Annotated in this window: 15 protein-coding genes and 1 pseudogene; 2 read left to right on the forward strand and 14 right to left on the reverse strand. The window is 30.7% G+C overall.

Annotated elements, in window-relative coordinates:
- The first annotated feature begins 123 nt into the window (after positions 1-123).
- Positions 124-1,209 (forward strand): UvrB/UvrC motif-containing protein, encoded by a 1,086-nt coding sequence (locus tag CKL_RS08120; RefSeq protein WP_012102047.1) that lies wholly within the window; start codon positions 124-126, stop codon positions 1,207-1,209.
- A 276-nt stretch (positions 1,210-1,485) separates the two neighbouring features.
- Here the strand turns inward: CKL_RS08120 and CKL_RS08125 are convergent, their stop codons facing one another.
- The 9 genes and pseudogenes from CKL_RS08125 to CKL_RS08160 form a co-directional block, all read right to left on the reverse strand.
- Positions 1,486-1,674 carry a helix-turn-helix domain-containing protein gene (locus CKL_RS08125; RefSeq protein ID WP_012102048.1) on the reverse strand — a complete coding sequence of 63 codons (189 nt, stop codon included), beginning with the start codon at positions 1,672-1,674 and terminating at the stop codon, positions 1,486-1,488.
- Positions 1,675-1,977: 303 nt separating this feature from the next.
- Positions 1,978-2,244, reverse strand: a pseudogene (locus CKL_RS19790) (ATP-binding protein); the annotation flags it as partial.
- A 37-nt stretch (positions 2,245-2,281) separates the two neighbouring features.
- The gene (locus tag CKL_RS21505) at positions 2,282-2,407 is read right to left on the reverse strand and encodes a hypothetical protein (RefSeq protein ID WP_278184436.1); all 126 of its coding nucleotides are present in this window, start codon (positions 2,405-2,407) and stop codon (positions 2,282-2,284) included.
- Between the two features lie 209 nt (positions 2,408-2,616).
- A complete protein-coding gene (locus CKL_RS08135) occupies positions 2,617-4,935 on the reverse strand; it encodes a PEP/pyruvate-binding domain-containing protein (RefSeq protein WP_012102049.1) in 2,319 nt (772 codons plus the stop codon).
- Between the two features lie 44 nt (positions 4,936-4,979).
- Positions 4,980-5,627: a TetR/AcrR family transcriptional regulator gene (locus CKL_RS08140; protein ID WP_341271435.1), complete on the reverse strand. Its 648-nt coding sequence runs from the start codon at positions 5,625-5,627 to the stop codon at positions 4,980-4,982.
- 67 nt (positions 5,628-5,694) lie between these two features.
- A complete protein-coding gene (locus tag CKL_RS08145; protein ID WP_012102051.1) occupies positions 5,695-6,033 on the reverse strand; it encodes an arsenate reductase family protein in 339 nt (112 codons plus the stop codon).
- Positions 6,034-6,047: 14 nt separating this feature from the next.
- Positions 6,048-7,370 (reverse strand): ABC transporter permease, encoded by a 1,323-nt coding sequence (locus CKL_RS08150; protein WP_012102052.1) that lies wholly within the window; start codon positions 7,368-7,370, stop codon positions 6,048-6,050.
- A gap of 12 nt (positions 7,371-7,382) precedes the next feature.
- Complete coding sequence (locus CKL_RS08155) at positions 7,383-8,702, reverse strand: ABC transporter permease (RefSeq protein ID WP_012102053.1); 1,320 nt, start codon at positions 8,700-8,702, stop codon at positions 7,383-7,385.
- Positions 8,703-8,860: 158 nt separating this feature from the next.
- Entirely contained in the window at positions 8,861-10,045 is a 1,185-nt protein-coding gene (locus tag CKL_RS08160) for an RNA-guided endonuclease InsQ/TnpB family protein (protein WP_012102054.1), read from the reverse strand.
- Positions 10,046-10,131: 86 nt separating this feature from the next.
- On the opposite strand from CKL_RS08160, the gene CKL_RS19795 reads away from it, so the two are divergent.
- Positions 10,132-10,290: a ribbon-helix-helix domain-containing protein gene (locus tag CKL_RS19795; protein WP_012102055.1), complete on the forward strand. Its 159-nt coding sequence runs from the start codon at positions 10,132-10,134 to the stop codon at positions 10,288-10,290.
- A gap of 45 nt (positions 10,291-10,335) precedes the next feature.
- Here CKL_RS19795 and CKL_RS08165 read toward each other — a convergent pair whose 3' ends face one another.
- From CKL_RS08165 to CKL_RS08185, 5 genes are all read right to left on the reverse strand, one after another.
- Complete coding sequence (locus CKL_RS08165; protein WP_012102056.1) at positions 10,336-11,013, reverse strand: ABC transporter ATP-binding protein; 678 nt, start codon at positions 11,011-11,013, stop codon at positions 10,336-10,338.
- A gap of 414 nt (positions 11,014-11,427) precedes the next feature.
- Complete coding sequence (locus CKL_RS08170; RefSeq protein WP_012102057.1) at positions 11,428-12,489, reverse strand: GAP1-N2 domain-containing protein; 1,062 nt, start codon at positions 12,487-12,489, stop codon at positions 11,428-11,430.
- A gap of 1 nt (position 12,490) precedes the next feature.
- Entirely contained in the window at positions 12,491-13,768 is a 1,278-nt protein-coding gene (locus CKL_RS08175) for a TRAFAC clade GTPase domain-containing protein (RefSeq protein WP_012102058.1), read from the reverse strand.
- 50 nt (positions 13,769-13,818) lie between these two features.
- Positions 13,819-14,466: a hypothetical protein gene (locus CKL_RS08180; protein ID WP_012102059.1), complete on the reverse strand. Its 648-nt coding sequence runs from the start codon at positions 14,464-14,466 to the stop codon at positions 13,819-13,821.
- A 29-nt stretch (positions 14,467-14,495) separates the two neighbouring features.
- Positions 14,496-16,823 (reverse strand): hypothetical protein, encoded by a 2,328-nt coding sequence (locus tag CKL_RS08185; protein WP_012102060.1) that lies wholly within the window; start codon positions 16,821-16,823, stop codon positions 14,496-14,498.
- Between the last annotated feature and the right edge of the window lie 6 nt (positions 16,824-16,829).

Below are 16,829 nucleotides of genomic sequence, written 5' to 3' on the forward strand. Positions count from 1 at the left end.
GATAAAATAACATAATACCGTTGATTAGTCAACCATGTTATAATCTATGAAATTCACTTGTATATATTACAGCTTTAATCTATACTATAATCAGATCATGCATGTGTTTAGGAGAAAATGTCTATGGATTTAAAAGAAAAAATTAAAGAACTTCCTTCTTCTCCTGGCGTATATCTTATGAAGGATTCCCTCAATAGTATCATATATGTAGGAAAATCAAAAAACCTAAAAAACAGAATTGCATCATATTTTCAAAATTCAAAATCACATACTCCAAAAGTTCTAAAGTTAGTTAAAAACCTAAGAGATTTTGACTATATACTTACGGATACAGAATTTGAAGCATTTATGCTGGAATGTAAATTAATAAAACAAATAAAGCCTATATATAACAAACAAATGAAGAATACCCAAGCTTATTGCTATATAAAGATTAACCAGAAATATCCTGATATTAAAATCTCCAATGAATATGTAAAAAATGACGGAAATCTTTACTTTGGACCATACCCAAGTAGAAACACAGTAGAACGAGGCATTCAAGGTATAAAGGAATGCTGCAAAATATTTTGCAGCAATAATTTTAAAAAAGCTTCATACTGTTTAAATTATTCTTTAGATTTGTGTTTAGGTATGTGTTTAGACAGTACTGTAGAAAAGCAGTACTCTACTATTTTGGATAAAATAATAAATCTGCTCAATGGCACTGATAAAAGCATTCTTAAAGAAATGGAATATACTATGAATAAAGCATCAGATAAATTTAATTTTGAAAATGCTGCTAAATATAGGGATTATATAAGTTCAGTAAATTATCTACTAAATAGAGCTAATATCTGTAAATTTGTAAAAAAAAATAAAAATATTGCTTTTCTTGAACATTTAGAACATAATAATATTAAATTTTTTCTTATCAAAGGAAATAAAGTCATTTTTAGTAAAAAATATTATTTGGAAAACATTGATTTTCAAAAATTGAAATCTTCTGTGAAAAGTAATATTTTATTCTACTTTAATAATAAAGCTATAAAAAAGTCCATAGAACTGCATAAGGAAAAAATGGACGAATCTCAAATAATCTATTCCTATTTAAGAAGTAAATCCATCAACCGTACATATGTTGTGATTTCTTCCAAATGGCTTAATAATCTAAATGATACAAGTATAGATAAGGCCATTAATAAATTATTATTTTCTATATCCCATTAGATTCTCCATAAAATCATTCTCCTAGTATAATACTTGTTAATTGCTATGATTTAATATTTTTTCTGTAAATTAATATTAGCTCATAAATAATTTAAATTTGAACTTGTGAAAAAATCATTGTAAACAAAGTTCCCTACAAATTGAGCAAGCCATTTCACGCACTTTATAATTTTCATTACTGCAGCAGGCATTTATAATAAGCGACCTATAAGCTTCCTTATAGTTATTACGCATATAGCATAATACATCTACCTTCCATTTCCAAAGTTCTTATGATTATACAGCCAGTTCACTTACACTCACTGGCTCTAATTGGTTTATATGTTTAAGTAAAGAGAATTGACTTATCTTCAAGTTAATTGGCAGCAGAAATTCATTATAAATTTCTGTTATTGCTTGTGAAGCCCTTCTAATATTAAGACAGTTACAAGGGGATGGTTTCTTCTCATAAATGTTTTTCTCCATAAGCTATCACCTTTCTTGATTTTCGTGTATTTACACTATAGGTATATTCCTTAAATAATGTTTTGTCAAATTGTATAAACCTTTTGTTTATAGTCTGAACCTGTATTTTTAAACTCTTTTACTAATTCACCCAAAATCATTTCCCTTGCTATGTGAAATAATATTTGCCTTGTAATCCACTATGTTTTATAAGTACTATATTATCTATAGTTTATTGTAGATATACACACAAAAAATAGGTTTAATTTTTGAAAAATATGATACAATATTTTAGCCACCTTTCTATATAAGAGCTTTATCTATTTACTCTATTTTAAACTTTATCAAAAATTTAGTTTTTTCTGTAATACTTTCTACAGATATAGTCCCATTATTTTTCTCAACTAATTGTTTAGTAATATACAGTCCGAATCCATGAAGATCATTTTGTTTAACTTTTGTAGAAAAACCTCTATTGAAAATTTTTTCTATTATATTTTCAGGAATAACATCTCCATTATCGCCTATTTCAATACAAAAGCTTCTATCCTCCTTAAAAGTTATAATAGATATTTCCTTATCTCCCGCATCCTAATTTGAATATAGTAGGTATTGGAATTCTTTTACACTACTTAAACAATTCTTCTACATCTACAGTAAATCCAGTAAAAATACTGGATATTATACTGCCACTATTTTCAGCAACATCAAGTTGATCATATAATCCATCATCATTAAGGCTATGTATTTGCACTGTATTAATTATAGGATTTACAATCCAATTTCATATATAGGTTTAGTCTTACTACCAACTCATTCGATTGAATAGTAGTGATTCTAAGGTTTAAGTGGAGTTTGCTTATAAGAAATGCTTTCTCCATCTGAACCCTAGAATCACTCCATTAACTTAAGATTGTAATTACATTTTATCATAGCAATCTATAGCAATCTTCTGACACACAATCAATCATTTTCACTAACAATCTGCACAATTCCATGCCCACCATCAACTATGACTCTATCTCCCGTATTAAGTCTTGCAGTGGCATTACCACATCCAACTACCGCTGGAATACCAAGTTCTCTGGCAACTATGGCAGCATGAGATAATGGTGCACCAATATCTGTAATTATAGCTGCGGCCCGTGGAAAAAGAGGTGTCCAACCCACATTAGTAGTAGCTGCCACTAAAATCTCACCTGTCTTAAATTTTTCTCCATCTTCAGGATTTATGATGATTCTCACAATTCCTTCTACTTTTCCTGCTGCTCCCGCAAATCCCTTTAATGCTTCAGGAGCAGATTGGTCAGCTGCAGCCGCATTAGAATCATAATAATCACTTCTTCTATTTGGATTTTGTAACCAACTAAAAGCATTGAAAGTTCCACGGATAATGGATGGCAGTGGAGGCAATTTTTTATATTTATTATAATTATTTTTTCTTGCAGTAATATGCTTTACTTTAGAATCATCTCCTAAAAGCAGATTTAAAACTTCATCAATGTATAAAAAAAATACATTATCTCCTATACCTGTAAGCTCTCCTGCCTTAAGGGCAAAAGCACGGTTTACTCTAAATGCCCTGGTCCACTCTGAACGCACTGATTCCCTGAGACGTGCTGCTTTATTTGCCTTTATCATTTTTTTCTCAATGCTTCGTACTTTCCGAGGAAAGCGCTTTTTCAATTCCTTCAAAGCATTTTCATATTCTGTCTTCTGCTTATTCAGCAAGCCTTCTACATTTGTATTTGATTTTTTAAATTCTTCTATTTGGTTATTAAGCCAGCTTTCATCCTCCAGAGAATCCGGTATGGATAGTTCAAATTCATGGGGTCCCCTATGGCCGTACTGTATTTTGTATTCATCCCTGCTCATTTCTCCCCTTATAATCTTTGATATTCCTACAATGGGACCAAGACTTTCAAGAGATGAATTTTCCCTGAAATTTGACATTAGTATATTAGTATCCTCAATTCCCACCAGGTTTACAAGTTCATTTTTCAGTTTATTGGCAAGTACCATTTTACGCCCACCTGCAAGCGCAATCCATAAAGCTTTAAAATTATAAGGCAAAAGTTCTTTTTTCCATAAGTTATAAAGCTCTTCTCTGCTTTTTATTTCGCCAATCCTTTTTCTCATATTTATACACCATTTAGGTGAATCTTTTAAATGGTCTGGTATTTTACTGGAACTTTCAATAATTTTTTTTAAACGGTGACCTATTGTAGGAAACATTTGTTTTATCAAACCTAATTTAGAAAATGGATAAATAGGTATCTCTACTCTCTCTGGCATTTGTCCAAATACTTCGCTCATTATTCCCATAAGAGACTTTATACTCTTACCAAAGGCAGGATATATAGACAATGCATAACTTATATTTGTGTATGCTCTTCCATATATATTACCAGAAAATAGGTAATACCCGGGGATCGGAGTTTGTTCTTCATCTAAATCTCTTATAATTGACCAGCTCAGTGGGGTAAAAACATCAGACATTGCCTCTCCCACATTGTTATTGGTCCAAATATAATCTCCATCAAGAGAATCATTCCATTCATAGGTATCTAGATTACTTGTCTTTAAGGTTGTAATGGGCCTTGTCTGAAGTATATATAATTTTCCGCCCTCTACAGCCCATTCAATATCCTGGGGAGCCTTGTATTTTATATGAAGACTGGAGGAATACTTATATAATTTTGAGGCATATTTTTTTAAGTCTGTAGGTCCCTCATACTTTCCCTTAGGTCTTTTAAGTGTAAAAATTTGTGCATTTGATTCTCCTGATACAAGTTTTTCTCCTAATCCATATACAAAATTCCCTACCATATTCACATGACTTCCTGTAATTGGATCAGCGGTAAAGAGCACCCCGGAAATTTCAGATTGTACCATGAGTTGAACCACCACAGCAATCTGATGGGACCTATCTATACCCTGAATAGAACTATATACTTTTACCCTTTCTGTCTGTGTGGATTTAAAAACTATATCTATGGCATTTTTAATCTCTTCATATGTTTTTACATTTAGAACTGTTTCAAACTCCCCTGCAAAAGAAGCCTTTCCTCTTTTCTCTTTAAGTGCATTTAAATAGTACTGTATTTTATTCCAGGCTTCACTGCTAACCTTTCCTTCTTGAAAAGCTGCAGGTAAAATTACAAATCCCTCCGGTACAGGATAGCCCTCCTGAAACATCTTAGATAGCATATATCCCTTACCTCCTGCAAATTTTTCAAGTTCAGGAGTAAGCTCTTTAAAACTTTTAACCATATCCAGCACATGAAACACCTTCTTCCTTTATGAGTTGACTATTTTAAAAAATATTATTTATAAAAACAATTTTTAAGCATTTTTGTATATACATTTATTTCCTCAATGGCTTTTTTATAATCAATTTGCCTTGAAGGGGATAATTTTGCATCTTCCATCAACTTCTCATTGAATCCCTTAAAAGTCCACATAACTATATTTATTGTTTTCTTTACATCCACATTTTCTCTAAATTTAGAAACATCAATATCTTCAAATACTTTACGAGAAGCACTTTCTATGGCTTCTTTGTTTATAATCTCTAAATCATTTTTTACATCATTTGATTCTTCTATATTTGCAACTTCTATGAATTTGAGTATTTCCGGATATTTACTTAATAATTCTAATTTAATTAGTTGAATTTGTCTCAATTTAACAAAAAAATCTTTTTCATCTAAATTAACTTGTTTATAAAATTCTTTCATACTAAGTTCTATACAATAATCATATAAAAATAAAAATAACTGCTTCTTATTTTTAAAATAGTGAAATAACAACCCTTTCGATATATCAGCATCTTTTACAATCTGGTTTGTAGACGCATTTTTATAGCCTTTTTGTGCAAATTCTTTTAATGCCGCATTTAAAATACGCTGCTGTTTTTCCTCACTTAAGTTGAAAAATTTTGAGAAAATAATATCACCTTCTTCTAAATGAATTAATCAAATTGACCACAGTAGTCAATAATGAAATTATATCACCATTGACTACTGTGGTCAATATCTGTTATTCCCAGTTTTTCCATACTTCAGGTTCATATCCAATAGTAGCCTGTTTACCATTTCGAACTATAGGGGTTTTATACAATTTAGGGTTATTTAAAAGTAGTTCTTCTTTCACACTGCTGCTTCTTATCTTGTCCATATTTAGTGTCTTGTATTCTTTCACCTTCATATTGATTAAGTTATTTAAACTTACAGAAGCTTTAACATTTTCAAGTTCCCTCTTGCTAAGTCCTTTTTGGTTTAAATCTATAAATTGATACTTTATTTTTCTCTCTTTAAAATACCTTTCTGCCTTCTTGGTATCAAAGCATTTTTTAGTGCCAAACATTTGAATATTCATAGCTCCCCCCCTTATTATTCATTTCTCAGTGAATCCACAGGATTGAGTTTAGAAGCTCTCCTAGCTGGAACCATACCTGCTGCTACAGATACCAGTATAGTAAATAACAAAGTAAATACAAAAACTGAAATATTCACATCTATTATTTTCATGCCAGGTTGTATGCCTCCTATATTATACACTACCACAATTCTGTTTATAACAAAACCTAATACAAGAGCTGTTATACCTCCAAAAAGACCTCCTATAAATCCTAGACTTCCAGCTTGAACTGTAAACATTCTACTTATATTATTTCTTGATGCACCCTGTGCCTTCATTATGCCTATAGATTTTGTCTTTTCATATACTGCCATGGTCATGGTATTTATTACCCCTATAGATGCTACAAGAAGTACCACTATACCTGCGGCAGTTAAAAGTGCCTTTATTATGGTCATCATGGTTTTTAAGGTTTTAGTGCTTTCAACTTGTGAATTTGTAACATATCCCATTTTCTTAATACTGCTGTCCACACCCTCTACGCCCTCTGTGGTATTTACTTCCACGCTTATATTATTATATCCCTTTTCCTCCATGTAATTTTCTTCTTCTGTATAATATTGTTGAATTTTTGCTGCTGTTTTACTGGAAGCTGTTATTACATTTTTTCCATTGTCATAATTTTTATTTACCACCCCTGAAACTTTTGCATTTATTATAAGAGGCTCTTTTTCAGGAAGTCCTGGAATAGAGGGCAGATAAACTCTCATTTCTATATTCTTTCCAATAATACTTTTATAGTCCTTTATACCAGCTTTATCTGCAAGCCCCTGACCTAAAAGTACAGAATCCTCATCTCCCTGTTTTATAACCTCCCCTGCAATAATAGGCTTATATCCATATTTTTTGCTCTTCTTTTTATCTAACTTTATTTCATTTTGCTGTGAGTTTAAAAATATAGGAAGTTCCAGATTGCTTCCTTTAACATTTACCTCGGAAATTTCTTTTCCATTTATAAAAACCTCCTGTATCTGGGTATCAATAGATGCACTGACCTCCTCTACATTCTTCATACCCTTAAATTTATCAAGTACAGTATTGTCTATCTTTTTAAATTCACTTTTATTTTGCTTCGAATTTTTACTGCTATTTTGTTCAGGTTTTACTTGAATTATTCTCATGGTATCCATCTGTTTTATTTGATCCATGGCTATTTTTTGAATTCCCTGTCCAAAACCTGACATTAACACCACCAGCATTGCCCCTATAGCTATACCAAAGGATGTAAGTACAGTACGAATTTTTCTCCTGCCAAGATCTGAAAATGCCATTTTTAAACAATCTGAAAATTTCATGTAAATTCCTCCTTATGAATTTAAAGCATCTACAGGATTCATCTTTGAAGCTTTTCTAGATGGATAAATCCCTGATATTATAGAAATAGCAATTGAAAAAGCCAAAGTAGCCAGTGGAAGCCAAAGAGGCATATTCAAATTGACAGATTGTGTTATATCCCTGCTTTTCATATACATGTTCAATGCAAACTGAATTATACTTAAATTTATACTGCTAAATACAATTCCCATTATACCCCCTATAAATCCTATTACTCCTGACTGGGTGATAAATATGTTGTGGATATTATTTCTATTTGCACCTAACGCCTTCATTATACCTATAGATCTGGTCCTTTCATATATAACCATAGTCATGGTATTTACAATACCTAAGCTTGCGACAAACAACACTATCAATCCAAGCAGAGCAAGTATCACTTTTATTACCTTAAACGAATTCTGTATTTTTTCTATTATATCCTGATAGCTGACGTATAAATACCCTATTTTCTTTATTGAATTTGTTATAGTAGGAACATTTTTTGAATCCTTTGTATATACAATCACACTGTCATAGCCTAAATTTTCTATGTAATCCTTCTGAAGGGAAGTATAACTGCTGATTTCTGAAGCAATATCTAGCGATGATATTATTCTTTCATCCTCATGGAATTTATCTCCTATTATCCCAACTATCTTTGCTTTAATTTGAAAAGGCTGCAGAGTAATATTAGAATTATTGGTTTTAAACTGTGTAATAAGTACATCCTTTCCCAGAACTTCATTGTAATTTTTTATGCCCATGGAGTCCAGATATTTTTTGCTTACAAGTAATGCTTCCTTATCTGATTTTACTAAATTTCTCCCTGCAATTATAGGTTTTAAGCTGCTGTCTTTATTTTTATCTCTAACAGATGCAATTTTTTCATCTGTAAAATAATTATCGTTATTGTAAAGTGCCGTTATTTTAGTTCCTTGATTATCTTCCTTATTTTCTATCTTTATATTTTCTGCAGATGTATTTACAAATGCCTGTACATTTTCTACATTCTTTATATCTTTAAACTTCTCAACGGTATCTCCACCAATCTTTTTGAACATATCATTCATGTCAATATCACCAGAGTCTGTTTCATACATATCATAATATTTAAAGTTCATTACCTGAATTTGCTTTAACTGTGAAACATCCACCTCTTTTAAAATTAAATTCTCACCTGAGGTTCCGATACTCACAAGAGTCACTATCAGCATAGTTCCAATGGCAACTGCCAGAGAAGTGAGAAAGGTTCTTCCTTTTCTGCTCCCAAGGCCATTTAAAGCCACTTTTAATATGTCTTTAAATTTCATCCTGTTCTACCTGCTACTTAAAATATGGACAAATATATCCATATCAAGATTTTTACTGCTTCAACGTACTCTGTTTTGCCTAAGCTACTCCAGTTTGCACAGCACTCCACAGTCGTTAATTCCCGCATAGCCAACGGTACATATATACATTCGCTTGATTATGCGATTTTGTATATTTCGCAATCTTTCAAATTTAAACTGGCGTTATAGTCTCTATTCTCTGCATATCCACATTCTGGACATATATAAACTCTGTCTGAAAGTTTTAAGTCCTTATTTACATATCCACATTTATGGCATGTTTTACTACTTGGATAAAATCTATCAACTATTCTAAGTTCTATATTTAGCCAATTGCATTTATAGGTTAATATTTTTCTAAATTCACTTAGGTTTTGTTGTGCTACTGCTTTTGAAAGATGCCTATTCTTCATCATTCCTCTAATATTCAAATCTTCAACAGTTATATAGCTTGGCTTTTGCTTAACTATTTCAGATATAATTTTACGAGTATAATCTTGTCTTATATTAGATAATTTTTGATGAAGTTTTTGTACCTTGACTATTTGTTTCTGGATATTTTGTCTAGCAGCAGTCCCTCCTTTTCTTTTATTTTTCTTTAAACTTTCATATTTTCTTGAAAGTCTTCTTTGTTGTCTTTTTAATGATTTTTCTAGTTTCTTTACTTTTTTAGTCTTATTAACATTTTTATAAGCTTCACCATTGCTGCATACGGCTAAATCTTTAATGCCCAAGTCTATCCCTATTCCTTCATTAGTGGACTTAGAGTAATCATTATAATCAGGCAATTCAACTAAAACTGACACATAATATCTTCCTGCTTTATAACTAACAGTTCCACTCTTAACAATTGAATTTACAGGAATATATCCTTTTTCTTTTAATCTAACCCATTTAAGAGTAGGTATTTTAACTCTATGCCTTTCAATAGTCCAGTCAGTCTTGTTGTTTTTAGGGAAATAAGCTTTAACATCTTCATTTTTCTTTTTCTTGAATTTAGGAAATCCACTTTTACCACTAAGAAATCTTTTATAAGCAGTTTCACAATTACAAATAGATTTCTTTCTAGCCTTAGAGCCACAATTATCTATCCATTTAAATTCATTTTGTATTTTAACTTTATTATTGATATATTTATCAAAATCATTTGCACTCATAAAAGCTTGTTTTTTATCTATCAGTCCATCCTTGTATTGTTGATATAATTCTTTGTTATTAGCTAAATAGCCATTGTATAAATATCTACATATTCCAATAGATTGATGAATTATTTGTTTCTGTTCTTCTGTTGGACTAATTTCTGTTTTTAATCCTCTTAACATATTTTCATCTCCATTTATATTATACCGTCAATTATAGTATTTCCAGTTATTTAGTACAAAATGTATAATATTTCTGAGGTGATCTCATGAATAAATATGGTCTTAAAAACAGAACTAGAATATACAATGCGGTAGATACAATACTCTATACTAAACTAATGCAGTTATCTAAAGAAATCATGATTCCTATATCCAAACTTTTAGATAAAGCTGTTGAGTTAGTTCCAAGAGAATATGCTCAATAATTGGTGAGTATATTTTTCTATATTCAAACACATTTATATATGTTTTTAGAAATTATTTAGTACCTCCTGCACTTTACCATCTTTTATACTTATAATTCTCCTTGCCCTTTTTGCCTCCTCCATGTTATGGGTTACCATAATAACTGTATACCCTTTCTCATTCAAATCACTTAAAAGGTTCATTATAAGTTGTCCATTTTTTGAATCCAAATTTCCCGTTGGCTCATCTGCAAAAATTATTCTAGGTTCATTTACAAGAGCTCTTGCTATACTCACCCTCTGACGCTGTCCTCCCGAAAGCTCTGTGGGCTTATTTTTTATCTTATCTTTAAGTCCTACCATTTCAAGGGCCTTTTCCGCCTTTACTTTCCTCTTTCTTTTATCAATACCAGAAAATATCAAGGGCATCATCACATTTTCAAGTGCAGTTTGTGTATTTTCAAGGTTAAAGGATTGAAATACAAAGCCCACAGACTTATTTCTATACTTTGACATATCTTTATCCTTAAGCTTGCTTATATCCTTTCCATCTATAAAGATACTTCCTGATGTAGGTGTATCAAGCCCTCCCACAAGGTGCATCAAAGTAGATTTACCTGAACCTGAAGGTCCTACTATAGCTGCAAATTCACCTTCTTTAATAGTTAAATTCACATTGTCCAGTGCAATTACCTTTTCTTTACCCATATTATAAATCTTTGAGACATTTTTTATTTCTATCATATAATCTTCCTCCATTTTCAAGATAATACTATTCAGATATTCTTCTAGTGTACTATAGTTATAATACACTAGAAGAATATCCGTTGTCAATATAGCTTTATCTTAAGGATGTAATTAGCCAAATCCCCCATCTTTTTCAAGGTGGGGGATACATATCTTATTCTCCAGAAATCAACCAATATCAAGTGATTCTTGGCCAAATTAGGAGTGATACAAATTCAAAAGAAAATCCTACTTACTATAATTTTGAATTAATTTGAAAACAGTTTTGTTTGCATTATTATTATATATTCATCCCATCACCAGTTATAAGGATTTTACTACATTCATGATAAAAGCAATATGGCCTGGAGTATGTCCTGGGGTATAAATTACTTTTATTCCTCCACAATATGGAAGTACATCTTTAAAATTTCACTTATTTTTTAAAAAAGCTAGAAATTTTTTTAATATATTTTTAAAAAAGGAATTACTATTTTTATCTATTAAGGGTTCTACAGAAATTTCTAAAGATACTTCTTTTTCTTTTTCAATAGGTTCTTTAAAAAATCCATCATATTTATATATATCTAATCTATCTTCTAAAAGAACACTATCCACCCTGAAAAAAAAATTTTTTAACTTCTCTATATTTTCAATGCTATCCATAACAAACTCTATAAATTCATGTTTTTCATGGTCAATATCATCTAAATAAAAATCTTCCTTTGAAAGATCAAATACATAACCTGCCTTTATTTCTGTAGAAAGTCTCTTTATACTTCCCCTTGCCAAAAATATAATATTTATTGAATCCTTTATCTTAGGTTCTTTCATATAAGTTATAAAGCCTAAATTTCTCCTCACTTCAAAAGGAAGTACCCTGTATAAATATTTAAGTATTCCCTTTGAAGTAACATTTATATGGCTGTAATCTACATCCAGTAAAATATATATTTTTCTGCAGTATTTAACTGACTTAAAACAGGCTTTAATTAAATATACAAATATTTTTATGTTTATACCAGTGTCAGAAAACATATCCTCTATAGAATTGAAGCAGTCATCCTGAGTATTTAGTGGAATTTTGCTTATCTGCTCCAGTGTGTTTCCTTCTTCTATATCATAATCCCTTGCAAATCCCGAAGCATATATTATTTTTTCGGGGTTTTCTATATAATTTTCTCTTTCTTCTTCTGGAATTATATAACTGTGGGTAAAATAACGATTTCTCTGCCCTGTATAGTCTTTTCCCCCAAAGACAGATTGGCCAATTATCATTTTATTTCCTGTATTTGCACAAAACAGCGCCGCAGGATATTTAAATACGTTCTCTTCTCCTGCAAGGGACGCTGGAGCTTCATAAAAACATAAATTTTGAAGAGTGTTTATTATAAATTCATTTTCAAGTCCAGAACTTTTAGCTACTGTATCATAGCCTGGGGTCTCACTGAATACTCCCTTTCTATCCCTTGTGTAATAATGTTGTTCAATCATTTTATTCCCTTCCCCCATCTAAATAATTCATGCAGTAAAGCAGCCACAAAAAAGGTTCATCCACTCTCACAGGATTTATACTTGTGCTGCTGTCTATTTGAAGGTTATGAGGATTACACCCCAAAGATGACACTGCAAAGTATCCTGTAGTTTTAAAATATGTATCCATGGCTCCTTTGAAAGCACTGTCTACCCTGGCTAAAAATTTTCTCACTTCACCGTCAATATTTTCAAATTCATTTAAATTAAAAAACTTTCTGTGGTTGTAATTTTTAAATATATTACTGTTTTTACTTATGTATTCTTCATCATTTAAATTCTTCAGCATATCACTTTTAGTTATCACTACCGCCGTAGGTATAGGAGTTCTCTCTCTTGACTGCTTAGATATAAAATTTTCAAATAAATATACAATTATATCTTTTGATTCTTGATATTTTTCTGTAAAGTCTCCCTTAAATTCCCTGTTCGCAATATTTATCTTTTTTCTTAGAGCCCTCATCTGCAGGGGATCTACAAGAAATATTATACCATCGGAATTCTTTATATGTTCTCCGTGTTTTTCTATATACCCTTTGTCCGTCATACCCTCTCCAGGTACATCATAAAAAATAAGGGTAATTGGTGGTATTTTATCATCTTTAAATTTAAAATTTTCTATAAGTGGCTCCATATGCTGTTTTGGGGTAGGGTCCGGCATTATATTTCTATCAAAAATTCTTTCCTGGTTTTCTCTTATTTCATCGTTATATGTGGAACTTCCTGCAATCATGGAAGCATCTATTCTCTCGCTAGTATATCTTTCAAGAACATATAAAAGAGTTGTCATATAAACAGACTTTCCTGCCTGGGAGGCCCCTACAACGGAAATAATTTTAGAAGGTCCTCTTCCCGAGGTTATGGGAAGTTCATTATGACAGTGGGGACACAACCTTTCATTAGTACTTATATCGTACTTATCCTTAATTTCTATAAGCACTTTATCTACCCTTGTTTTATTGCTCTCTGGAAGACTTTCTGCCCTGACTACAGGGTTTATTTCTCCAAGCAGCCCCTTTCCTATCTTTTTATTGTATTCATTAAGCACTTCATCTATTGTCTTTTCATATTCAGGGTCTCCTTTTTCAGAGTGAGAGGCTCTAAAAACCACTTGATCGGTTTTGAATTTTTTAAAACAAAAAGGACATTTTATCATAAAAGGCCCCTTTTCATAAGTTGCCTTTATATAATACTTATTTTGTTTTTTTCTGCTTTCAGAAAAAATTTTCAGAAAACCCATAAATTTCACTCCTTTCCTGCAAAGAGGATTCAACTTGAAAGGTATCTCTATTACCTTCCTTTTAAAGTATAGGCATTACCATATTTATTTACATCCTTTATAAAAACTTTTACATATTCATTTTTATTTACCTTTATCTCTGGCATAATATTTTTCCCTGCAGAAATATTATCAATAAAATCAAAGGCTATACCATCTTCTCTATTAATGGGATAAGAATTTGACTTTTTCACATAGCATAATACATCCTTATTTAAAGCTGTCTCTGAATCTATAATAATTTGCAGAACCTTTTCTTTAGAGAAAAAGTTTTTTAAAGACTTTAGCTGTTTTATTTCATAATAGATTTCAGGTTTTCCCGTGTTTATGAGTACTTTGTTTTTCCCATTTTGCTGCTTAAAAAGTAAAATTTCATCTTCTTTTAGGGCTGCAGGAAAAATATAATATGTGTATTGACTTATTTCTTTTACAACTTCAAAGTATCCGTTAAATTCTCTGTATTCTTCTCTAGTATATAGTTTAATATTACTTTCATCCAAGTCATCTAATGAAAAATTATCCAGAGTATTTGTTTTTACTATATACACTATGTCAATATTTCCGGGCCATCTCCATCTTATAGTAAATTTATCCTTATCTAATTCCCAATGTACATTGTATATTTCATCTTTACTGTCTAAAAGTTCAACTATTTTCATAACATTACCTTCCTTTAGATGGTGAAAATCTAAATTATATGAGGCAATAAGTTTATATCAATACCGTGAAGCAGGTATTCATTTTCCAGACAATAGTTATAAAATTCAATAGAAGATTTTACATATATAATGTCCTTTGCCCCAAATCCTCCCATTAGATTCAATTTTTCAATACCGCTGCTTTTTATCTCATGTATATACCCTATTTTATAGTTTCTTGTTTTTCTGTCAAAATCAAAAGCATATTTTATAAAATCACTGCTGTAATCTCCAAAAAAATATTTTTCCTGATACCCTTTTACATCATAATTCATAATGTGACTTTTAAGTGCAGAATTATCCTCAAGTATATTGTACAGTCTGCGGTAAAGTTCTTCCCTTGAAAGTACCTTTAAATTATAGTCAGAAAGACTGATATTGGCTCTTTTATTAAACTCTTCCTCAAAAGACAGTTTAAATTCATCTTCCGTGAAAATATATTTATTGCAAAATGGTATTATCTTTTCAAGTACTTTTTCCCTTCCTTCCCGCAATAACACTGAAAGATTTCCTATATAGTTACCTTCTAAATAAAAGGCTTCACCATAACTTTTTTCAAGATTATCCAAAATATTCTTTACCACATTTTTATAATAAACTTTTACATTTTGTGATGCATAGTCATCTTCATTCTTTATTATGCTGTCTTCATAGCTTTTAATCGTCTCTCCTATGTACAGGAGGTTTTTTGCTTCTTCTGAAACCTCCCCATGGATTTTTAACAAAATGTTCTCATACTGTTTAATTATATTTTTTGAAATATTTAATCTCAAAATTTCAAGCTTTCTTTCGTATATATCTTTAAATATTTTTGTCTTAGCTTCCTTTATCCCTTTACCTTTAATAAAAAAATTTTTAAGGCTGAACCCCTCTATAAATCTTGATTCATATAAGCTGTTGATTTCATTTTTTATGTTATCTATAATTCTATCTATAAATTTTATTTTATCTCTCAGATATTTTACTGTGGGGCCTTCTTCTCCCGTCCAATTTAAAGCACAGTATAACCCAAGCTTAGTGTTGTCTGTTATATTTCCCTTTACCAGAGCTTTAATTTGTGCTTCAATATTTATGGCCTCCAAATTATTTTTAGAAGGTATTATAAAATTTTCTCGAAAAAAATTTTTACATCTGTTTCCATACAATTTTTCTTCAATTTGTTTTAAAGTAAATCCTTCTACTTTTGAAACAGGTGACATCATAATGCCCTTCATATCCATTATGGATATGTGCTTTGGTAAAATATCATCAACTTTTGAATTTAAACCTGACTCATCTATCTTTAGTATTTCAGTTATAAATTCCACTTTTTTCATGGATAATTCATTTAATTTTTCTACAATTCTTTCATAGAAAGCCTTAAGTACTGTTATACAAATGGCACCTCCTGGTCTCTTCACTTTAGAGAGTCCTGCGGTAACATATCTGTTTAAGGAATCTTCCCTTAGTATATTTGCCTTAAACCTTGCATTATCATAATGTTGATTTTCCGCATTTGCAAAGCTGTCAATACTTACACTTCTATTTTTTATAAGATTCAAGTAGGCTATTATTTCATAATTATTCACCATGGAACCCTCTGGTATTATACCCTTTTCATTTTTTTCTTCCAAAACATATGTCATATAGAATACAGCTCCACTAAAACTTACAGAAAGCTCTCTATTCTCTCCATACACATCTATTTTTTCATCAAACTTAAAACCCTCACTTTGCATATATTCTATTTCCCTGAAAAAACTTACTGAAAGGGCTCTTGAAAAAAACTCATCTTCCATATTCTTTTCCTTTACGAGAACATAAAGATCCAAAGTGCCCGTCTTAAATACTTCCAGCATTTTTTTTCTTATTAGCAGAGTTACTTCAGGGACTAATATACTTAAAGGATCATCTGAGGCAGTAACTACAGAAATGCTTATATTTTCAAAAGAATTAAACAAATTTCCGCTAGATAATATTTTATCTCTTAGCATTTTTATCTTTTTATTTAAATTTTCTAATTCTTTCCTGTCACTATAAAATTTTTCCCATATATTTTTTCTTAAGGATTTTTTATCTTTAAAATCAAACTGAAAATTAAAAGAGTCATCTTTGTGTTCCACATTATCTGAAGTAATATTTATAAAAGCTATACCTTCTCCATTATCCCACTTATGCCTTATACTGCTTTCTATATATTCATACGCTTCTTTAACACCATCTCCTAAAAATACAAAAAGTATAGGGTTATTTGCACTCCTGACTACCTCATTATGATAAATTCTTCTTTGAATTATTGAATCATATTCCTCCTTGAAATTCTCCAATATATGTTCCATAAAAAT

It is taken from the genome of Clostridium kluyveri DSM 555, assembly GCF_000016505.1.
In the GTDB taxonomy this organism is placed as follows: Bacteria; Bacillota; Clostridia; order Clostridiales; family Clostridiaceae; genus Clostridium_B; species Clostridium_B kluyveri.